The following is a 17,539-nucleotide window of genomic DNA, read 5'->3' as shown; positions in this document are numbered from 1 at the left end:
TCAGCCCACCTTTGCCATCTGCATCAGGGTGACACGCTGCTGAAGCCGGCGCTGCGCCTGATCGACGACGACGGCGACGATGATGACGAGGCCCTTGATCACCATCTGCCAGAACGAGCTCACCCCCATCATCACCAGCCCGTCCGACAGGATGCCGATGACGAAGGCGCCGACGATGGTGCCGCCGATCGTGCCGCGACCGCCCGACATCGAGGTGCCGCCAAGCACCGCCGCGGCGATGGCATTCAGTTCGAAGCTCTCGCCCGTCGCCGGATGCGAAGCCATCAGCTCCGACGAGATGATCAGGCCGACGATCGCCGCGCAGAAGCCCGAGAACATGTAGACGAACATCTTGACCATGTTGACGCGCACGCCCGAAATGCGTGCCGCGCGCTCGTTGCCGCCGACGGCGAAGATGTGGCGGCCAAGCGGCGTGTACCTGGCGAGATAGGCAGCACCCAGCGCCACCACGATCAGGATCCAGATCGAGACGGGCAAGCCGACGAGCCGACCCGCGCCGAGGAAGCCGAAGCCGGTGGTGCCGAGCTCCGGCTTGCCGACCAGATTGGGGAAGGTGCGGCCGTCGGACGACAACAGGGCCAGGCCGCGCGCCACATAGAGCACGCCGAGCGTGGCGATGAACGGCGCGACATTGAGCCGGGTGATCAGCAGTCCGTTGACGGCGCCGATCAAAATGCCGACCGCCAGGGTGATCAATGCGATCTCCACCACGTTGAAATAGATGGTGTAGCCGATCTGCAGGTCGATGCCGTTGAGCACGAGATAGCCGGCCACCATGCCGCACAAGCCGACGATCGAACCGACCGAAAGATCGATGCCGCCGGTGATGATGACGAAGGTCATTCCCATGGCAAGGAAGGCGTTGAGCGCCACATGCTTGGCCATCAGGATCAGATTGGCGGCCGAGAGGAAGTTCGGCGCCGCGATGGAGAAGAACACCAGCACGGCAATCAGCGCGATGAAGGTCCTGAGCTTCATCACCGTCAGCAGCGCGGAGCCGCTGGAGGCGGAAGAGTGAGTCGCCCTGGCCGGAATGTCAGTCATTAGCGTTGCTCTCCAAATTCTGGGGCAAGATGTGCGGGGCGGGTCCATGGCCGAGCGCCGATGCGGCGACAATCGCGGCTTCGCTCGCCTCGGCGCGATCGAACGTGCCGGTCAGTTTGCCATTGCTCATCACCGCGATCCGGTCGGACAGCGCCATCACCTCGTCGAGATCGGAAGTGGCGAAGAGGATGCCGAGCCCATCGCGTGACAACTTGCGCATGGTGCGGAAGACATCCGCCTTGGCGCCGACATCGATGCCGCGGCTCGGCTCGTCCATCAACAGCACCTTCGGTTCAGTAAGGAGCGCCTTGCCGATCACCACCTTCTGCTGGTTGCCGCCTGAAAGCGACGAGACTTCCTGCGCCGGATCGCCGACCTTGATCGAAAGCTCGCGCACCATCTGCCTGACTCCCTGCCGCTCTGCGCCGCCTCGGATATGGAACAAGCGCACGAAACGCGACAGGCTGGCCAGCGTCAGGTTGCTGGCAACGGATAAGATCGACACCAATCCCTCGCGTTGGCGATCTTCCGGAATCAGCGCCAGCCCGCGCCGTATGCGCCGCGTCGTGTCGCGTTCCCTGATATGTTTTCCGTCGATGAAGATCTCGCCGCTGGCATGGCCGTGGCGGCCCATGATGCAGTCGAACAGCTCGCTGCGCCCCGCGCCCATCAGGCCGTAAATGCCCAAAATCTCGCCGGCGCGCAGCGACAGCGAGACATGGTCGACCGCCAGTCCGCCGGTGACGCGCGGCAGGCAGATGTCCTCGGCTCGGAAGATCTCCTCGCCGGGAACATGGCCGTCGGCCTTGGCGAAATCCTTGGCGTCCGAGCCGATCATCTGCCGCACGATCCACTGCGTGTCGACGTTCTTCACCTCTTCCTGGCCGGTGATGCGGCCATCACGCAGCACGGTGATGTAGTCGCCGATGCGGATCAGCTCCTCGAGCCGGTGCGAGATGTAGACGATCGCCACGCCGCGCGCCTTGAGGTCGGCGATCACCTTGAACAGGATCTCGACTTCCGCCGCACTGAGTGCCGAGGTCGGCTCGTCCATGATCAGGATGCGTGCGTCGAGCGAAACAGCCTTGGCGATCTCGACCAGCTGCTGCTGGCCGATGCGCAGATCCTCGACCAGCATGTCCGGCCGGATACCGGCTTCGAGCCGATCGAGAAATTCGCCGGCCCGCCGCTCCTGCGTCTTGCGGTCGATCTTGCGAAACCGGTTGGTGATCTCGCGCGTGGCGAAAATGTTCTCGGCGACCGTCATGTTGCCGAACAGGTTCAGCTCCTGGAACACCATGCCGATGCCGCGGGCCACGGCATCGCCGGAGGAGGAGAAGGAAACCTCGTTGCCGTCGAGCATGATGCGCCCGGCCGTCGGCTGCTCGACGCCTGCGATGATCTTCATCAGTGTCGATTTGCCGGCGCCGTTTTCGCCGACGAGCACATTGACCGCGCCCTTGCGCACCTCGAAATTGGCCTGCTTGACCGCGACGGTGCCGGCATAGACTTTCGAGACGTCTTCGAGCTTCAGGATGACGTCATGATCAAGCGCCGCGCTCATGGCTTAGGCCCGATCTCGGCCTCCGCCGGGGTCACCAACGGCAGGTCCTGGCCGCCTTCGATCGTGTAGGCGCCGAGCACCTTGGCGGTGCGGCCCTCCAGCGCTTCGCGCGGCAGCTTGGACAGCGCGGTCTTGTCGGCATAGGCATTGAACGCCTTGCCGAACTGGGCGAAGTCGATCTGGTTGGTGAAATCGTTGAACTGAACGAAATCGAGGCTGTCGCGCAGTGCGGTTCCGCGCATCGCCGGCCCGATCTGGACGTGCACATCGGCCCTGCCGTCGCCGTCGACGTCGATATCCATCGTCGCCGCGCGCGACTGCGTGTTGGCGGCGACGATCTTGCCCTCGACGCGGACCGCGAAGGTCCATGGCGCATTCGCCTGCTTCTTGGGATTGCCGTATTTGGCGCCGCCCGCCGCCGGGTCGGTCTTCGCCAGAGCATGGACCTCGGCAAATGGCCCAGCCTTCCCTTGCAAATAGGGGATCACCTTCGAAGCCCAGATCTCCTCGACCATCTTGTCCGGGTTGAAGCCGGACGCGTTGCCTGCAACCCCTTGCGCCGATGGCGTCGGCAGGACCTTGCAGGCGCTGAGGCCGATGCCGGCGACCAGCGCGAGGATCGGCCAAGTTGCCTTAATCGGCCGGATCGGCTTACTGAGCATGGCGGTCAAAGCTTCCCATTGAAATGGAGGCGAGGGACGAACCAAGGTTCGCCCCTCGCTGTTTGCGTTGCGCCGGCTCAGTTCTTCAGCGCGAAGGTTTCCAGCTTGGCGGCATTGTCGCCATTGATGAGCACGCAGTCCATCAGCTGCTTTTCCTTCTCGGGCGACTTCTTGTTCTTGATGAAGTCGTTGGCCTGCTCGACCGCCATCTGCGCTTGGGCGTAGGCCGGCTGCAGCACCGTCGCCTTGATGCCGCCCGACGTGATGGAGTCGCGCACGTCGTTGGAGCCGTCGAAGCCGACGACGATGACATCCTTGCGGTTCGCCGCAGCGAGCGCCGCATTAGCGCCCATCGCCATCGTGTCGTTGCCGGAGATCACGCCCTTGATATCGGGATTGGCCTGGAGGATCGATTCCATCTTGGAATAGGCCTCGGTCTGGCTCCAGTTGGCCGACTGCTGCGCCACCATCTTGAGGTCCGGATAGTCGTCGATGACGTCGTGATAGCCCTTGGAGCGGATGCCGGCATTGGTGTCGGATTCCTTGCCCACCAATTCGACGAAGTTACCCTTCTCGCCCATCAGCTTGACGAATTCCTGCGCGCCCAGTTGGGCTCCCTGGTAGTTGTTCGAGACGATCTGCGCCACGGCGACGCCGGTGGCATTGATCTCGCGGTCGATCAGGAAGGAGGGGATGCCGGCGTCCTTGGCCTTCTGCACCGCAGCGACGGTGGCGTCGGCGCCGGCATTGTCGAGGATGATGGCCTTGGCGCCGCGTCCGATCGCGGTGTCGACCAGCTCGGACTGCTTGTTGGCGTCATCGTCATGCACCAGCACCAGCGCTTCGTAGCCGAGTTCCTTGGCCTTTGCCTCGGCGCCGACGGCTTCCGCCTTGAAGAACGGATTGTCGTGCGAGGGGGTGATGATCGCGATCAGGTCGGCCGCGAAGGCCGGCGCAGCCGTGCCCAGTGCCAGTACGCCGGCGAAAGCCGCAAGTGTCATTCTGCGAGTAAGTTTCACTAAGTCCTCCCGTTAAGAACATGGGCCTCGACCAGTCGAGGCCACTGTCTTCATTTGAAATCGTCAGACAGGGCGGGGCAAAACGCCGCCTGGATCGGCAAAGCCGTTTGCCGGCTTTTCGACCGAACCGATTTTCGCGCCCGTCCCCGCCATCCTCCGCTCGTTCTGATGCCTCCTCCCAGCGGAGAAGGATCAGTCCCGAGTGCGTCAGCAGCTTAGCCAACTGGTATAATGAGTCAACCACTAATTCAGATGATCTGTATCTAACCGCGCACCTTGCTGCGGCGAAGGGAAATGCGCGCCTCAGGTGATGCGCTGGATGCTGGCGGCGATTTCCTCCGGCTCGAAGACGCGCTTCCAGTCATCGCGCATCAGCACCGGCTTGCCGAACTCGATGGCCTTGTTGCAGGCATCGGAGAACACGCCCTTGGTCTCGCCGAAGATGACGGCGCCGAGCACATTCATGTGGCCGAGCAGGAAATCGAGCGCGGCCTGCCGGTCGACGCCGCGCGCCACGACCTCGTCGAGCGCTTCCTTCATGACGACGAGCAGCGAAGCGCAAACTGTCTCCGAAAGGCCGGGCTCCAGCAGCGCCATATGCTCGACCGTGACCCGGTGCGAGCGCATCACCGGCGCCCAGATGATCTGCGCGATCTTCTCACCCTTGGCGTAGTCTTCCTCTGGCCCCTGCATCAGGGCGCTGACGAAGTGCTGCTTGGCCTTGACGCCGCCGAAGAAGTCCTTCTTGGCGGCCATGTCGGTCTCGTCGTTGAAGATCGGCGGATGGCAGGGATGGGTCACGAAATAGGTAAGGTCGGCACGATCAGGCAGATGGCCGGCGAAAGGGGCCGCCGCATCGAGCACGATCACCATCGTGCCGGACGAAAGCTTGCTTTCGATGCTGGCGGCGACCTTGCCTATATGCGTGTCCGGCACCGCCAGGATCACGACTTCGGCGTCCTTAAGCGCCTCGTCGGCGTCGACCGTATCGAAGCCCAGACCGGTTTTCAGCCGCTCCTTGCCGGCCTCGCTGATCTCGACATGGCGGATCGTGTAGTCCGATCCGCGAAAATTGGTCGACAGGCGGTAGCCCATTTTCCCGCCCGCACCAAATAGCGCAATCGTTGTCATCTGGCCTTGCTCCTTGAATTCTGGATGATCGTCGCGCGATCATCATCTTATATACTGGTATGATCACTCTACCATAATTTGGCAAGCGGAATTGTCGGCCTGCTGGTCACTCCGGCAACGACGCGGCCGCCTTTGCCCGCGTCTTCGGCGTCGCTCCATCTGCAGGCTCGGCAGTGGTGGGCCGCGCCAATGCCTGTCGGCCGGCAAGCGCCAGGACAAAGATGACGACGATGCCCTGGACGATGTCCTGGGCGCCGGGCGGCAGCCCGATAATCTGCATGGTCGTCACGATCAGGATGAGCAGGATGCTGGCCCACAGGGTGCCGAGCGCGGTCGCCGAGCCGCCAAAGATCAGCGTGCCGCCGAGCACCACGGCGGCGATCGACTGCAACAGATAGGGCTGGCCCATTTCGAGGAAGGCGCCGCCGATATAGGCGCCGAGCAGCAGGCCGTCGAGCGAGGCCAGCACCGACGAGATGATGAAGGCCGCTGCGATCACCCGGCCATTGCTGATGGCGGCGAGCCGGGCGGCCGCGCGGTTCTGGCCGACCGCCGACAGGAGCTGCCCGAACACGGTGTAGCGCAGCACGAAGGAAGCCGCCGCTACGCCGAGGATGGCGATGATGGCCATGATCGGGACGCCCGAGATGCGGCCCGTCGCCAGATCCTTGAGCGCCGGGCTGACGGCAAAGCCGGGGATTGCCTTGTTCGACAGCAGCGTCGCGGTCGCCAGTACATAGCCGGTGGCGAGCGTCGCGATGATCGCCGGAATGCCGAGGCCGACGACCAGCAGCGAATTGAGCAACCCGACCGCGAGGCCGAGCAGGACGGCAGCCGTGACGCCAATAGCAAGGTTGGCATCCTGGCCCTTGATGGTGAGCAGCGCGACGAAGGCGCTGAGCGTGATGACCGAGGCGACGGAAAGATCGATATTGCCGCGCCCGGTGGTGACGACGAACATCTGGCCGATGCCGACGACGGTCAGGAACGAGGCCGACAGCACGATGCCCGACAGGCTGGACAGGCTGAACCGGTTGGTGACCACGGAGAGCACGAGCCAGAGCAGGAGCACGCCGATCGCTGCCCAGATCCAGCGGTTTTTCTGGGCCCAAACAGTGAAGGCGGACAGCGCGTTCATTGTTCGCTCCTGCGGTCCGCGGTCAGGCCGCGCAACGTCAGGAGCGCGATCAGGATCAGCCCTTGCGTCGCGGCGTTGAAGTCGCTGCTGACATTGAGCGTGCCGAGCAGTGCGCCGATCAGCGACAGCGTCACCGCGCCGGCGATGGCGCCAACCGGCGAGACGATGCCGCCGAGCAGCGAGCAGCCGCCCATCACCACGGCGGCGACGCTGAGCAGCGTGAACGAATTGCCGGAATTGATGTCGCTCGCCGTGTTGATCGCCGTCAGCGACAGGCCGGCGGCCGCCGCGAACAGCCCGGCGATGAGATAGCGCACCAGCGCGTAACGTGTTGGCGACCAGCCCGAGCGGATCATTGCCGTCGGATTGTTGCCGAAGCCTCGCAGCACCACGCCGAGTGGCAACCGGTCGATCGTCAAGACCACCAGGGCAACAGCCGCGATGAGGATGATCGATGTCGGCAGGAAGTCGAGCGACCAGCCGAACAGCGCCGTAAGCCATTCAGGGCTGGCGCCGCCTGGCGTCGGCTGCAGCGCATAGCCCAGCCCCACCCAGATGAAGGAGGCGCCGAGCGTGACGACGATAGCTGGGATCTTGCGTGCCTGGATCAACCCGCCGAGCCCGGCATACACGGCCACCGCCGCCAAAACAGCCAGCGCACCGAGCCATGGCCGGTCGTAGAGCAGCGTCGCGCTGAGCACGCTGATCAGCCCGGCGAACGCGCCGACGCCGAGATCGATTTCGCTGCCGCCGACGATGAACATCTGTGCCGCCGTCACCAGCACCAGCGACAGCGCTGGCATCAGCAGCAGATCGAGGCCGAAGATCGAGGCGACCGCCGGATTGGCCGAGATCATCACCGCCAGCACGGCGGCGAGGCCGATGAAGGGGGCTGCGTTCACCAGCCTGCGGACAAGCCCGGCGGCGCCGGCCTTGGCCTGCGCGGCGTCGATGCGCTTGTCCGCCTGTTGGACGAAAGACGCCCCGACGATCGCCGCTTCGGTGATCGCCTCACCGGTCAGTTCCTTGACGATCCGGCCGCCGGCAAAGATCAGCACGCGGTCGCAGGCCAGCAATTCGGCGTCCTCGGTCGTGTGCCAGACGAGTGTCCGCCCGCCGCGTGCGATGTCGTTGCAGAGCCGGTAGAAATCTTGCTTGGTGGCGATGTCGACGCCGCGCGTCGGATCGTCGAGCAGGATGATCGGCGTATCGGCGACGAGCGCGCGGGCAACCAGCGCCTTCTGCTGATTGCCGCCGCTCAGCTCCAATATGTTGGACCCGAAGCGATTTTCGTCGAGCCGCAGCCGACCTGCGGCGTCGGCCGCGGCCTCGCGGTTGTGGCGATCCGAGACCAGGCCCAAGGACGGGCGGCGCGCAAGGCTGCCGATGGAGATGTTGCCGAGCACGCTCCACAGCGGGAACACGCCTTCCTTCTGTCGGTCGCCGGCAATGAAGCCGGCCTCGCCGGTTCTCGTGACGGCGGCATCCTTTGCTGGATTGGGCTTGAAGATGGCATGCAGCAGCTCCTTCTGGCCGCTGCCCTCGAGCCCCGCCAGCCCGACGATCTCACCGCGCGCGATCTCGATGTCGCGGCCGAGTTCGGATGTCAGCGACCCGGACAGCCGCACCAATGCGCCCCCGGTGCTGGCGACGATGGCGCCATGCTGGTGGATCGAGTTGGCGTCGCCGCCCATCAACTGCACCAGCTTGCTGAACGACGTATCCGCCACGTCGCCGCGCCAAGCCGTGCGTCCGTTGCGCAGCACGACAACCTGCGCGGCGATGTCGATGATTTCCTGCAGCTTGTGGCTGATGAAGATGAAGGCGAGGCCAGCCTTGGCTCGCTCGCGGATGAAGGCCCTTAACTGCCTGGAGCGATCGAGATCAAGCGAGGAGGTCGGCTCGTCGAGAACGATGAGCCTGACGCCGGGCGTGGCGGCGGCGCGTGCGATCTCGACCATCTGCCGTTCGGCGATGGAGAGTTGGCCGACGTCCGCGTCCACATCGATGCCATTGCCGGGGAATACGGCATCCAGCGCCGCGCGTGCACGGCCCAGGTAAAGCTTCCGCCAGCCGGGCCGGCTTGTCGCGTCCTGTGGCGTCTCCAGAAAGAAGTTCTCGGCCACGGAGAGGTTGGCACACAGCGACAGTTCCTGATGCACCATGCGGATGCCGCGCCCTTGCGCTTCCGCCGTGTCGTAGTCGGCGAAGCTCAGCGTCTGGCCGGCGAACGAGATCGAGCCGAGGGTCGGCCGCATCGTGCCGCAAAGAATGCGCATCAGCGTCGATTTGCCGGCGCCGTTGCCGCCGACGAGTCCGATGATCTCGCCGGCCGAAACGGCGAGGTCGATCTCGGCGTTCGCCAGCGTCGGCCCGAAGCTCTTGGTGATCTGTGAAAGCGAGACGATTTCCTGCCGGATCGAAGCGGCGGGTGCCATGGCGGCTGCACGCTTCTTATCGGCAACGGCAAGGTGGGACATTCGTCCTCCGTTTCTTCACGGCCAGGGATCGGGCGCTTTCGGCGTCCGATCCCTTATTCTGGTCGGGTTACTTGCTCAGCAGGTTCTGCTTGACCCAGTCGAGCGAATAGCTGGGGCTGATGATCTGGCCGGCCGGCAGCTTGGCGTATTCCTTGAGGTTGCTGGCATCGACGGTTGCGACGGGCATGATCATCATCTTGGGCGCCTTGGCGCCCTTGAGCAGGGAGAGGCCGAGCCAGAAAGCGGCGCCGCCAATGCCAGGCGTGGTGTTCATCGAGACGGTCTGGTAGCCGTTCTTGGCGTTCTCGTCGGCCCACCATTTGACGAAGTCGGTACCGCCGCCGCCCTCGATGATCGGCATCTTGTCCTTGTACTCGCCGCCATACTGGACGAAGGCCTGAGCGATGCCGACATCGTCACTGCCGCCCTGGCCGAGCACCGCATCGACATGCGGCAGCGAGGGCAGCACATTGGCGATCGCCGCTTGCGCCACCGAGGCCGTCGCCTGGCCATAGACGGTCGCGGCAACCTTGATGTCCGGATATTTCGCCAGGACCGACTGCTGCGCGTTGAACATGTCATTGTCGGGCGCCGAGCCCTTCACGCCACGAACCTGGATGACGTTGCCCTTGCCGCCGAGCATCTTGAACACGGCTTCGGCCTGGGTCGCCTTGTAGCCCTTGAAGTCGAAATTGAGCTGGTAGTTGCAGGGTGCCGAGGCGACTGAATCGAAGGAGACGACGATGATGCCGGCCTTGCAGGCTTTTTCGATGATGCCGTTGACCGCGGTTTCCGAGGCGGCGTCGACGGCGAGCACGTCGACCTTCTTGAGGATCAGTTCGGCGATCTGACTGTTTTGCTGCGCCACCGAGCCGTCGCCGTTCATGACGATGTAGTCGGCGATCTGTCCGGCGGCCTTGGCTTCCTTGGCCGAAGCCTCGAACGCTTCCACCATCTGGTGGCGCCAGGTGTTGCCGTAATAGGCATTGGTCAGCGCGATGACCGGCTTGTCCGACGACGCCATTGCCGGCAGCGTCACAACACTGATCAGCGCGGCGCTGGCCAGCGCCGCCACGATTGAACGTTTCATTGTATCTCCTCCCAGAAAGACCATAGGACGCAGCGCATCTGCTGAGGATCACGCTATGTCAGGTACATATTATACCAGCATACCAAATAGACAAGCGCTTTGCTGCCTGCTGGGGTTCGGAGGCTGAAAAGCGTAAGGCCCACCAATTTCGTCGAATTGGCATGTCGTCTGGTCAGACAATCCCGGATCCCGAGGGTCAGGTCGGAACTTCCTCCCATGCGAAACGTCCGCTTTCGCCATCCCGAAGTCGCGAAGCTCTCATTCGGCTTGCGTCGTCAGGCCATGGCTTGAACAGCGGCTGCGGCCATGATCGAACCGCGCCAGACCGGCGCCAAGCGACGGAACCATTTCGGCGGACAGGTCGCCATTTCGAATTTCAATGGTGCGGATCATCAACCTCAGATGGGATCGGCATTGGCGGTGGGGACGCGCTGTTGGTGGCGGCCCTTGCGGGCGATAGCGAGAAGGTCGTTCGAGGCGATGCCGATCAGCGCTTTCATCTGGTCGTGAGCGTCGTCGACCCTACGCATGCGGATTGCTTCCAGCACATCGCCATGGGCGCTGAGCGTCTGCTGATAATTGGCGGTGGCCGATGTGGTCAGTCGGAAAGAGAAGCTGAGTGCGGCTGCCAGCATATTGCCGAGATTGGCGAAAACCGGGTTGCGGCTGGCGCGCAGGATAGCGGTATGAAAGCGGACATCGGCATCGAGACAGGCCGCGAGGTCGTCCTCCGGCGCAATGCGCATGGCCTCGTAGGCGGCTTCGATCACCGCGAGATCGCCCGAGGTCGCCATCCTGGCCGCAAGCTGGGCGGCAGCCGGCTCGATGACCAGCCGCGCCTCGATCAAGCCGCGGACGAAATCGAGATCAGGCTCGATATCGCGCATCCATTCGAGGACCTGCGCGTCAAGCCTGTTCCATTCGCTCGACGCGCGCACACGCGTGCCAGCCCGCTTGCGCGCCTCGATCAGTCCCTTGGCCGAAAGTGTCAGCAGCGCATCGCGTAGCGCCGTGCGGCTGGCGCCGTAGATGACGCACAGTTCAGCCTCCGTCGGCAGGACCGCGTGCTGCGCGTAGGTGCCGGCGAGAATGCGCTGTCCGAGATCGCGCGCGATGCGATCCTTCAGGGACAAATTGGCGCCATCCCCGGCAGGAAGGTCCTGCTTGCCTTGATCGCTTGCAGCGGTCGCCGCGTCCATCGTCATGTCCTGTTCAAGTGGTACTCGGCAATGACCACAGCAAGGATCAGCAGTGAGCCTTTTGCAAGCAATTGATAGAAGGTCGGCACGGACGTCAGTATCATTCCGTTGTTGAGCACGCCAATGATGGCGACGCCGAGCAGCGCGCCGACAATCGTGCCCTTGCCGCCCTGCAAGGCACAGCCACCCAGCACGGCCGCGGTGATAGCCTCGAGTTCCAGGCCCTGTGATCCGGATACGGGCTGACCCGAACCGGTACGGGCAGCCAGCAGGATCCCGGCCAATCCGGCGGCGACACCGCTCATGATGTAGATGCCGACGCGGTAGCGGTTGATGTTGATGCCGGAGAAGCGGGCGACAACGGCATTGCCGCCGAGCGCATAGATGTTGCGGCCGACAATCGAACGCGCGAGGAAGAGGTGGAATGCGATCGCCGTCAGCACCAGAATCCAGACCAGCAACGGCAGGCCGAGGATGCGTCCAATGCCTATGAACCGGAACGTGTCGCTGAAGATTGCGATCGACTGGCCGTCGGACATGATGAAGGCAATGCCGCGAAAGATCGCCATGGTGCCGAGCGTGGCAATGACCGCGTTGACTCGCCCATAGGTGATGATGATGCCGTTGACCAGACCGGCAAGACCACCAAGCATCAGGCCGGCAACGATGCCGGCCGCCGGCGACCCGGTCGCCTGGATGGCCATTGCCGTCGAGACCGTGGTCAGACCGACGGTGGCGCCGACGGCGATATCGAGACCGCCGCCGACGATGACTACGGTTTGGCTCATTGCCAGCACGCCGAGAATGGTGATGCCGAGACCGATGTTGAGCAGGTTCCGGCTGGAGAAGAACACATCACCGCGTAGCGAACCGAAGATGACAACGAGAATGGCGAGCGCCACCAGAAGGCTGATGTTGTGAACGCCAAGGCGCTCCACAAGGCGCGCGGAAGCGCCCCTGGCATCGGTCTGCGCTTTCGATGCGCGAAGCTCGAGGCTGTTCATTGAATGTGGTCTCCGGGCGCTGGTGCGGATTGCGGCATGGCGTGTTTGAGGATCGTCGCTTCGTCGATGTCGGGGCGGGACAATTCGGCCGTGATGCGGCCGCCTGCCATGACAAGAACCCTGTCGGCGAGACCGATCAGTTCCGGCATTTCCGAGGAAATCAGGATGATGCCAATGCCGCTTGCCGCGAGTTCATCGATCAGCCGATAGATTTCCGCCTTGGCGCCGATATCGATGCCGCGCGTCGGTTCGTCGAGAATGAGCAGCATCGGCTGCCGGGCAAGCCAGCGCGCCAGAACGACCTTCTGCTGATTGCCGCCCGACAGTTTCGAAACCTGCTCGTCGAGGTTGGGTGCCTTGATCGACATCTTGGCTGCCAGCGGCGAGACAATCTCCAGTGCCTTGCGCCGGTTGAAGAAGCCGAAGCTCGACGTCTTGTCGGGCACGCAAAGCGAAGCGTTGTCGAGAATGCTTCTGAACAGGAGCAACGCCTCGTGCTTGCGGTCTTCGGGAGCAAAACCGATGCCCGCGACGATTGCCGCATGCGGACTGTTGGGGAGAACGGGCACGCCATTCATGGCTATGGTGCCGGCGATGCGCTGGTCATAGCCGACAATCGCCTTTGCCAGTTCGGAGCGGCCCGCACCCATGAGGCCGGCGATGCCGAGCACTTCGCCGCGACGAACCCTGAGGCTGACATCGCTGACGCGGTCGGTGGTCAATCCCGCCACGTCCAGCAATTGTTCGCCGGACCGCCAGGTCTCGCGGGTGAACAGATCGGCGATGTTGCGGCCGACCATGAGCTTGGCGATGGTCTGCTCGCTGGCGCCGGCCGCCGGCGAATCGTCGACCAGCCTGCCGTCACGTAAAACGACAATGCGGTCGGCAAGGTCGATGATCTCGTTCAGCCGGTGCGAGATGTAGATGATCGACGTGCCTTCCTCGCGCAGCCGGCGGATGACGGAAAACAGGCGACGCGCTTCGTCATCGGTCAGTGACGAGGTCGGCTCATCGAAGGCGATCAGCCGGCCGCCGGCACGGATGGCGCGCATGATCTCGATCATCTGGCGTTGTGCCGGGCCGAGCGTGCCGCAGAGTTGGCGTGGCCGCATGTCCTGCTGCATGCCGAAGGTCGCAAGCACCCGGTCGGTCCGCTCCTCCAGTTTGCGCCAGTCGAGCAGGACGCCTGCCAGGCGCGGCAATTCGCCGACGAAAATATTCTCGGCCACCGTCAGGTTCGGCACGATCTCCGGCTCCTGATGGATGACGCGGATTCCGGCCCGGTGGCTGTCGCGCGGTTCGCCGAAAACGATCGGCGTCGCGCCGTGCCGCACAGTGCCGTTGTCGGGCCCGAAGACGCCCTCGAGAATGCGCATCATCGTCGATTTGCCTGCCCCGTTCTCGCCGACCAGAGCGAGCACCTCGCCTGGTCGGAAGGCAATCGAGACGTTGTCGAGCGCCTGCACGACGCCGAAGCGCTTCGATATGCCATCGAGCGAGAAGAAGTCCGATTGCGTCAAAGCTCACTCCCGAGGATCGATCCGTGTTCGGTGGCATGGCAGCCAGCGAACCTGCCAACTGGAAGCGTCATGCGCCCTGGGGACGCATGACGCAGGTTCGGCTCAGTGGCAGAGCTTGGCCTTGTAGTCCGATGCAAAATTGCCGGCGGTGATGTATTCCGGGTCGGTGAAGGACTGAACGGGCAGCTTCGTTCCGTCCTTGATCGAGGCCAGCAGGATCTTCACCGCCAGCGCGCCATGGTTTGCCGAATTGAGCCACATCGTACCACGGAATGCCGAAGGCTTTCCCGATCCGAAGGCTTCGCAGGCGCGGCTGCCGTCAATGCCGATGCCCATGCCCTGGTCCGGGGCATAGCCGGCGTTTTCCAGCGCTCGCGCCGCTCCCAGCACGCCGTCATCATTGCAGGAATAGAAGATCCAGTTGGTGACGCCGGGATTGGCCGTCAAAGTGGTGGTCATGACGTCGATGGCGTTGACCATCGTGTTGTCATAGGGGACGCGAAGGATATTTGCCGGCTTGAAATCGGGCACCGCCTTCAGGAACGCTTCCTCGGCACCCTTGTTGCGCTGCATGCAGGTGTCGGCCTTGCGGTCCTCGATCGAGGCGATACGCACCTCCTTGCCGGCCCAGCCATCGGCCTTGTAGAGCTTGGCCAGTTCCTCGCCCACCCGCGCACCGATATTGTAGGCATTCATGCCGACATAGGGGACCTGGGTGCCGTCCTGGTAGTAGATATCGTCATCGACCGCCACCAGGGGGATTTTCGCCGCCTTCGCCTTCTCGGCGATGACCGGTCCCAGCGCCTTGTCGGGAACGACGATGGCGATGCCCTTGACGCCGTCGCCGACCATTGTGTCGAAGGTTGTGATCGTCAGATTGGAGTCGAACTGGACGTCCTGCGACACGAAGGCGGCGCCGGCCGCCTCAGCCGCTTTCTTGGCGCCGCCGACTTCGGCGACGAACCATGGATGCTCGCCCATCTTGTTGATGTAGCCGATCTTGATGTCGTCGGCGCTTGCCGCGCCGGCCATCAGTCCGGCAGCCAGTAGCGCCAATGTTGCCAGAGCCTTTGTCGTCGTTTTCATGTGGATCCTCCCTGCTTGGTTGTCAGTCGTGGTAGAGAACCGAGCGTCCACCATCGATGATGATCGTCTCGGCATTGATGAACGGCGCCTCGTCCGAAGCGAGGAAAACCGCCGTCATCGCAACTTCGTCCGGCCGGCCAATGCGCTTGGGCGGATGAAGGTCGTAGGCCCGCCGCTTCTCTTCGGCTGGGTCTGGAAACGTGTTCCAATAGGCTTCCGCGATCGGCGTCTCGATGTAGCCGGGGGCGATCGCATTCACGCGAATGCCGCGCGCCGCATATTCGATGGCGAGCGAGCGGGTCAGCCCGACAAGCGCATGCTTGGCGACCGGATAGGGGAATGTGTGGGGAATGATCTTGAAGGCGTGGCAGCTGGCTATGTTGACGATCGATCCCGACCCGTTCGCCAGCATCGTCGGCAACACCGCCTTGGCGCAGAACCATGCGGCCTCAAGGTCCAGCCTGAGACAGCGTTCCCATTCCTCGTCCGGCATCGACAAGGGTTCGTAAAAGACGTTGGCGCCGGCATTGTTGACGAGAACATCGACGCTGCCATAGGCCGCGATCGTCTTCGCCACCATGTCGGCCACTGCCGCTGTGTCGGTGACGTCGGTTTCGACGAAAAGGGCGTCGGCGCCCTTGGCACGCAATTCGTCGGCGATCGCCTTGCCGGTTGCCGCATTCAGCTCGGCAATCACGGTCTTTGCTCCCTGCATCGCAAAGGCCCGCGCGGTGGCGGCGCCAATGCCCTGGCCGGCGCCGGTGACGATTGCAATCTTTCCCTGAAGCCTGCCTGTCATGGCGCTCACCAATCGACCACGGTGCCGTCGGGCATGACGGCGTTGCGCGCATGCAGCACTTCCTGCTTGAAGGGGTGGCGCGCAATGACATCTTCATTCACGGTGACGCCAAGGCCCGGCAGATCGGGCACGTCCCAGCGGCCGGGTTTGCGATCGATCGGCCAGGTGACGACGTCGTCGTACCAGGCGACCGCGCCCGACATCTCCTCCTGGATGATGACGTTCGGCGTCGATATGCCGAAGTGAAGTGCTGCGACGCCGGCGATCGGGCCGAGCGGATTGTGCGGCGCAAGGCCGATGCCGGCGGTTTCGGCCAGCGCCGCGATCTTCTTGGTCTCGAGCAGACCGCCAGTATGGCAGATATCGGGCTGGGCAATGTTGAACGCACGCGCCGCGATCGATTGCGTGAACTCGCGGCGCCCGATCAGCCGCTCACCGGATGCGATGGGGACCGCCGATCGCGCGGTGATATGCGCCAGGCCGGCGACATCTTCGGGCGGCACCGGCTCTTCGGCGAACATGATGCGGGCCGGTTCGATCGCCTTGAGATAGTCCATCGCCGCGTTGACGGAGGCCGGGCGCCCGTGAAAGTCGACCATGATGTCGATATCGGGACCGACGGCCTCGCGCAGCGCGCCAACCATGTCGGCAACGGAATCGACCGCCTTCGCCGGCGAGACATAGTGGGTGTAGGGAATGCAGACGACCTTGACCGCGTCGTAGCCGGCCTGCGTGACGATGCGTCCGCGCTCGACGATCGTGTCCGCCGACCCGCTCTCATAGACCGCCTTCATGTCGCCGAGGCCGAGATGCGTATAGGTGCGCAGATAGTCGCGGACCTGGCCGCCGAGAAGCCGCCAGACCGGAACGCCCAGCGACTTGCCCAGAATGTCCCAGAGCGCGATCTCGATGCCGCTCACGGCCGACATTCCCTCGACGCCAAGACGCCAGAAACCGTGGCGCGTCAGGATCTGGTAGCACTGCTCCACATTGCGCGGATCCTGCCCGATGAGCAGTGCCTCGAGATCCTGAAGCGCGCCAACGACGGCACGCGTCTTCCATTCCAGCGTTGCCTCGCCCCAGCCAAACAGACCGGGCTCATCGGTTTCGACCCGAACGAAAACCCAGTTGCGCATTTCCGCATTGCAGACGAGCGCCTTGATGGCCGTAATTTTCATGGATGCTCCCAGGTGCGTCGTCTTTTTAAAAGTTATTATGTATGATTTATTATGAGTCATATGAGCAAGTCAAGCGCGGCATCGGGCGATGATGCTCGCCGACCGCTTCGTGGTGCCGAACAAAGGCCGCATCGAACAGATCGGAACGCCCTCCGAACTCTAAGAGAACCCGGCCAATCTGTTCGTTGCGAGCTTCATAGGATCGCCGGAAATGAACATCATCAGGGCCATGTCGAGAGTGGCGTGTTCATCGCCGGACAAGGCCTGCGCCTGCCACTGCCGAAGGAGGCAGGGATAGGGAACAGGCAAGGCGTGGTTTACGGGATTCGCCCCCAGCACATCGCTGTCGGTGGCAGTCACGCAAAGGCGAGGGTCCAAGTGGTCGAGCCACCGGAAGCCCAGGAAATCACCCTAACTGCTGATGGCGTCGACCTGATGGCCGAAATCCGGGAACAGCCACTGTTCAGACCGGATCAAGAGGTGAATCTGGAGATTGTCGTGCACAAGGTGCATCTGTTCGACGCCCAGAGCGGCATCAGGATAAACTAGGGGCGCTTGTTCTCTCGATACTGTCCACCTTCGCCAAGGCGATGCGCCCGCTCGG

At 63.4% G+C, this 17,539-nt stretch carries 15 protein-coding genes and 1 pseudogene; 1 reads left to right on the top strand and 15 read right to left on the bottom strand.

Annotated features, from left to right (window positions below):
- From CK226_RS28610 to dgoD, 15 genes are all read right to left on the bottom strand, one after another.
- Entirely contained in the window at positions 1–1,065 is a 1,065-nt protein-coding gene (locus tag CK226_RS28610) for an ABC transporter permease (protein ID WP_095793631.1), read from the bottom strand.
- Complete coding sequence (locus CK226_RS28605) at positions 1,058–2,629, bottom strand: sugar ABC transporter ATP-binding protein (protein WP_095793630.1); 1,572 nt, start codon at positions 2,627–2,629, stop codon at positions 1,058–1,060. Before CK226_RS28605 ends, CK226_RS28610 begins: the two co-directional genes overlap by 8 nt.
- Positions 2,626–3,291 (bottom strand): DUF2291 family protein, encoded by a 666-nt coding sequence (locus CK226_RS28600; RefSeq protein WP_095793629.1) that lies wholly within the window; start codon positions 3,289–3,291, stop codon positions 2,626–2,628. The genes CK226_RS28605 and CK226_RS28600 overlap by 4 nt, the downstream gene beginning before the upstream one ends.
- Before the next feature lie 77 nt (positions 3,292–3,368).
- Complete coding sequence (locus tag CK226_RS28595; RefSeq protein WP_095793628.1) at positions 3,369–4,310, bottom strand: D-ribose ABC transporter substrate-binding protein; 942 nt, start codon at positions 4,308–4,310, stop codon at positions 3,369–3,371.
- Between the two features lie 303 nt (positions 4,311–4,613).
- The gene (locus tag CK226_RS28590; protein ID WP_095793627.1) at positions 4,614–5,441 is read right to left on the bottom strand and encodes a phosphogluconate dehydrogenase C-terminal domain-containing protein; all 828 of its coding nucleotides are present in this window, start codon (positions 5,439–5,441) and stop codon (positions 4,614–4,616) included.
- Between the two features lie 106 nt (positions 5,442–5,547).
- Positions 5,548–6,579 carry an ABC transporter permease gene (locus CK226_RS28585; RefSeq protein ID WP_095793626.1) on the bottom strand — a complete coding sequence of 344 codons (1,032 nt, stop codon included), beginning with the start codon at positions 6,577–6,579 and terminating at the stop codon, positions 5,548–5,550.
- Entirely contained in the window at positions 6,576–9,059 is a 2,484-nt protein-coding gene (locus tag CK226_RS28580; protein ID WP_095793625.1) for an ATP-binding cassette domain-containing protein, read from the bottom strand. Before CK226_RS28580 ends, CK226_RS28585 begins: the two co-directional genes overlap by 4 nt.
- A 67-nt stretch (positions 9,060–9,126) precedes the next feature.
- On the bottom strand, positions 9,127–10,149 hold the full coding sequence (locus tag CK226_RS28575) for an ABC transporter substrate-binding protein (RefSeq protein ID WP_095775521.1): 1,023 nt from the start codon (positions 10,147–10,149) through the stop codon (positions 9,127–9,129).
- A 258-nt stretch (positions 10,150–10,407) separates the two neighbouring features.
- On the bottom strand, positions 10,408–10,542 hold the full coding sequence (locus CK226_RS36080; RefSeq protein ID WP_280951487.1) for a hypothetical protein: 135 nt from the start codon (positions 10,540–10,542) through the stop codon (positions 10,408–10,410).
- Positions 10,543–10,547: 5 nt separating this feature from the next.
- Positions 10,548–11,354, bottom strand: coding sequence for a FadR/GntR family transcriptional regulator (locus CK226_RS28570; RefSeq protein ID WP_095775522.1), 807 nt, complete (start codon positions 11,352–11,354; stop codon positions 10,548–10,550).
- Positions 11,351–12,352 carry an ABC transporter permease gene (locus CK226_RS28565; RefSeq protein ID WP_095775523.1) on the bottom strand — a complete coding sequence of 334 codons (1,002 nt, stop codon included), beginning with the start codon at positions 12,350–12,352 and terminating at the stop codon, positions 11,351–11,353. The genes CK226_RS28570 and CK226_RS28565 overlap by 4 nt, the downstream gene beginning before the upstream one ends.
- The gene (locus CK226_RS28560) at positions 12,349–13,872 is read right to left on the bottom strand and encodes a sugar ABC transporter ATP-binding protein (protein WP_095793624.1); all 1,524 of its coding nucleotides are present in this window, start codon (positions 13,870–13,872) and stop codon (positions 12,349–12,351) included. Before CK226_RS28560 ends, CK226_RS28565 begins: the two co-directional genes overlap by 4 nt.
- A 102-nt stretch (positions 13,873–13,974) precedes the next feature.
- Positions 13,975–14,958, bottom strand: coding sequence for a substrate-binding domain-containing protein (locus tag CK226_RS28555; protein WP_095790503.1), 984 nt, complete (start codon positions 14,956–14,958; stop codon positions 13,975–13,977).
- Between the two features lie 22 nt (positions 14,959–14,980).
- Complete coding sequence (locus CK226_RS28550; protein WP_095790504.1) at positions 14,981–15,757, bottom strand: SDR family oxidoreductase; 777 nt, start codon at positions 15,755–15,757, stop codon at positions 14,981–14,983.
- A gap of 5 nt (positions 15,758–15,762) precedes the next feature.
- Positions 15,763–16,935 (bottom strand): galactonate dehydratase, encoded by a 1,173-nt coding sequence (dgoD, locus tag CK226_RS28545; protein WP_095775527.1) that lies wholly within the window; start codon positions 16,933–16,935, stop codon positions 15,763–15,765.
- 85 nt (positions 16,936–17,020) lie between these two features.
- Between dgoD and CK226_RS35790 the strand changes: the two are divergent.
- Positions 17,021–17,484 (top strand): annotated as a pseudogene (locus CK226_RS35790) (glycerol-3-phosphate ABC transporter ATP-binding protein); the annotation flags it as partial.
- Positions 17,485–17,539: the final 55 nt, after the last annotated feature.

Source organism: Mesorhizobium sp. WSM4311, assembly GCF_002295115.1.
Lineage (GTDB): Bacteria > Pseudomonadota > Alphaproteobacteria > Rhizobiales > Rhizobiaceae > Mesorhizobium.
Note: the sequence above shows the minus strand (reverse complement) of the source record. Positions and strands in the feature narration are given on the sequence as shown.

Excerpts from the sequence above, each read along its gene's own strand:
- CK226_RS28610 (WP_095793631.1), bottom strand. The coding sequence starts at position 1,065 with ATGACTGACATTCCGGCCAGGGCGACTCACTCTTCCGCCTCCAGCGGC.
- CK226_RS28555 (WP_095790503.1), bottom strand. The coding sequence starts at position 14,958 with ATGAAAACGACGACAAAGGCTCTGGCAACATTGGCGCTACTGGCTGCC.
- CK226_RS28605 (WP_095793630.1), bottom strand. The coding sequence starts at position 2,629 with ATGAGCGCGGCGCTTGATCATGACGTCATCCTGAAGCTCGAAGACGTC.
- CK226_RS28575 (WP_095775521.1), bottom strand. The coding sequence starts at position 10,149 with ATGAAACGTTCAATCGTGGCGGCGCTGGCCAGCGCCGCGCTGATCAGT.
- CK226_RS36080 (WP_280951487.1), bottom strand. The coding sequence starts at position 10,542 with ATGATCCGCACCATTGAAATTCGAAATGGCGACCTGTCCGCCGAAATG.
- CK226_RS28585 (WP_095793626.1), bottom strand. The coding sequence starts at position 6,579 with ATGAACGCGCTGTCCGCCTTCACTGTTTGGGCCCAGAAAAACCGCTGG.
- CK226_RS28590 (WP_095793627.1), bottom strand. The coding sequence starts at position 5,441 with ATGACAACGATTGCGCTATTTGGTGCGGGCGGGAAAATGGGCTACCGC.
- CK226_RS28570 (WP_095775522.1), bottom strand. The coding sequence starts at position 11,354 with ATGACGATGGACGCGGCGACCGCTGCAAGCGATCAAGGCAAGCAGGAC.
- CK226_RS28550 (WP_095790504.1), bottom strand. The coding sequence starts at position 15,757 with ATGACAGGCAGGCTTCAGGGAAAGATTGCAATCGTCACCGGCGCCGGC.
- dgoD (WP_095775527.1), bottom strand. The coding sequence starts at position 16,935 with ATGAAAATTACGGCCATCAAGGCGCTCGTCTGCAATGCGGAAATGCGC.
- CK226_RS28600 (WP_095793629.1), bottom strand. The coding sequence starts at position 3,291 with ATGCTCAGTAAGCCGATCCGGCCGATTAAGGCAACTTGGCCGATCCTC.
- CK226_RS28565 (WP_095775523.1), bottom strand. The coding sequence starts at position 12,352 with ATGAACAGCCTCGAGCTTCGCGCATCGAAAGCGCAGACCGATGCCAGG.
- CK226_RS28580 (WP_095793625.1), bottom strand. The coding sequence starts at position 9,059 with ATGTCCCACCTTGCCGTTGCCGATAAGAAGCGTGCAGCCGCCATGGCA.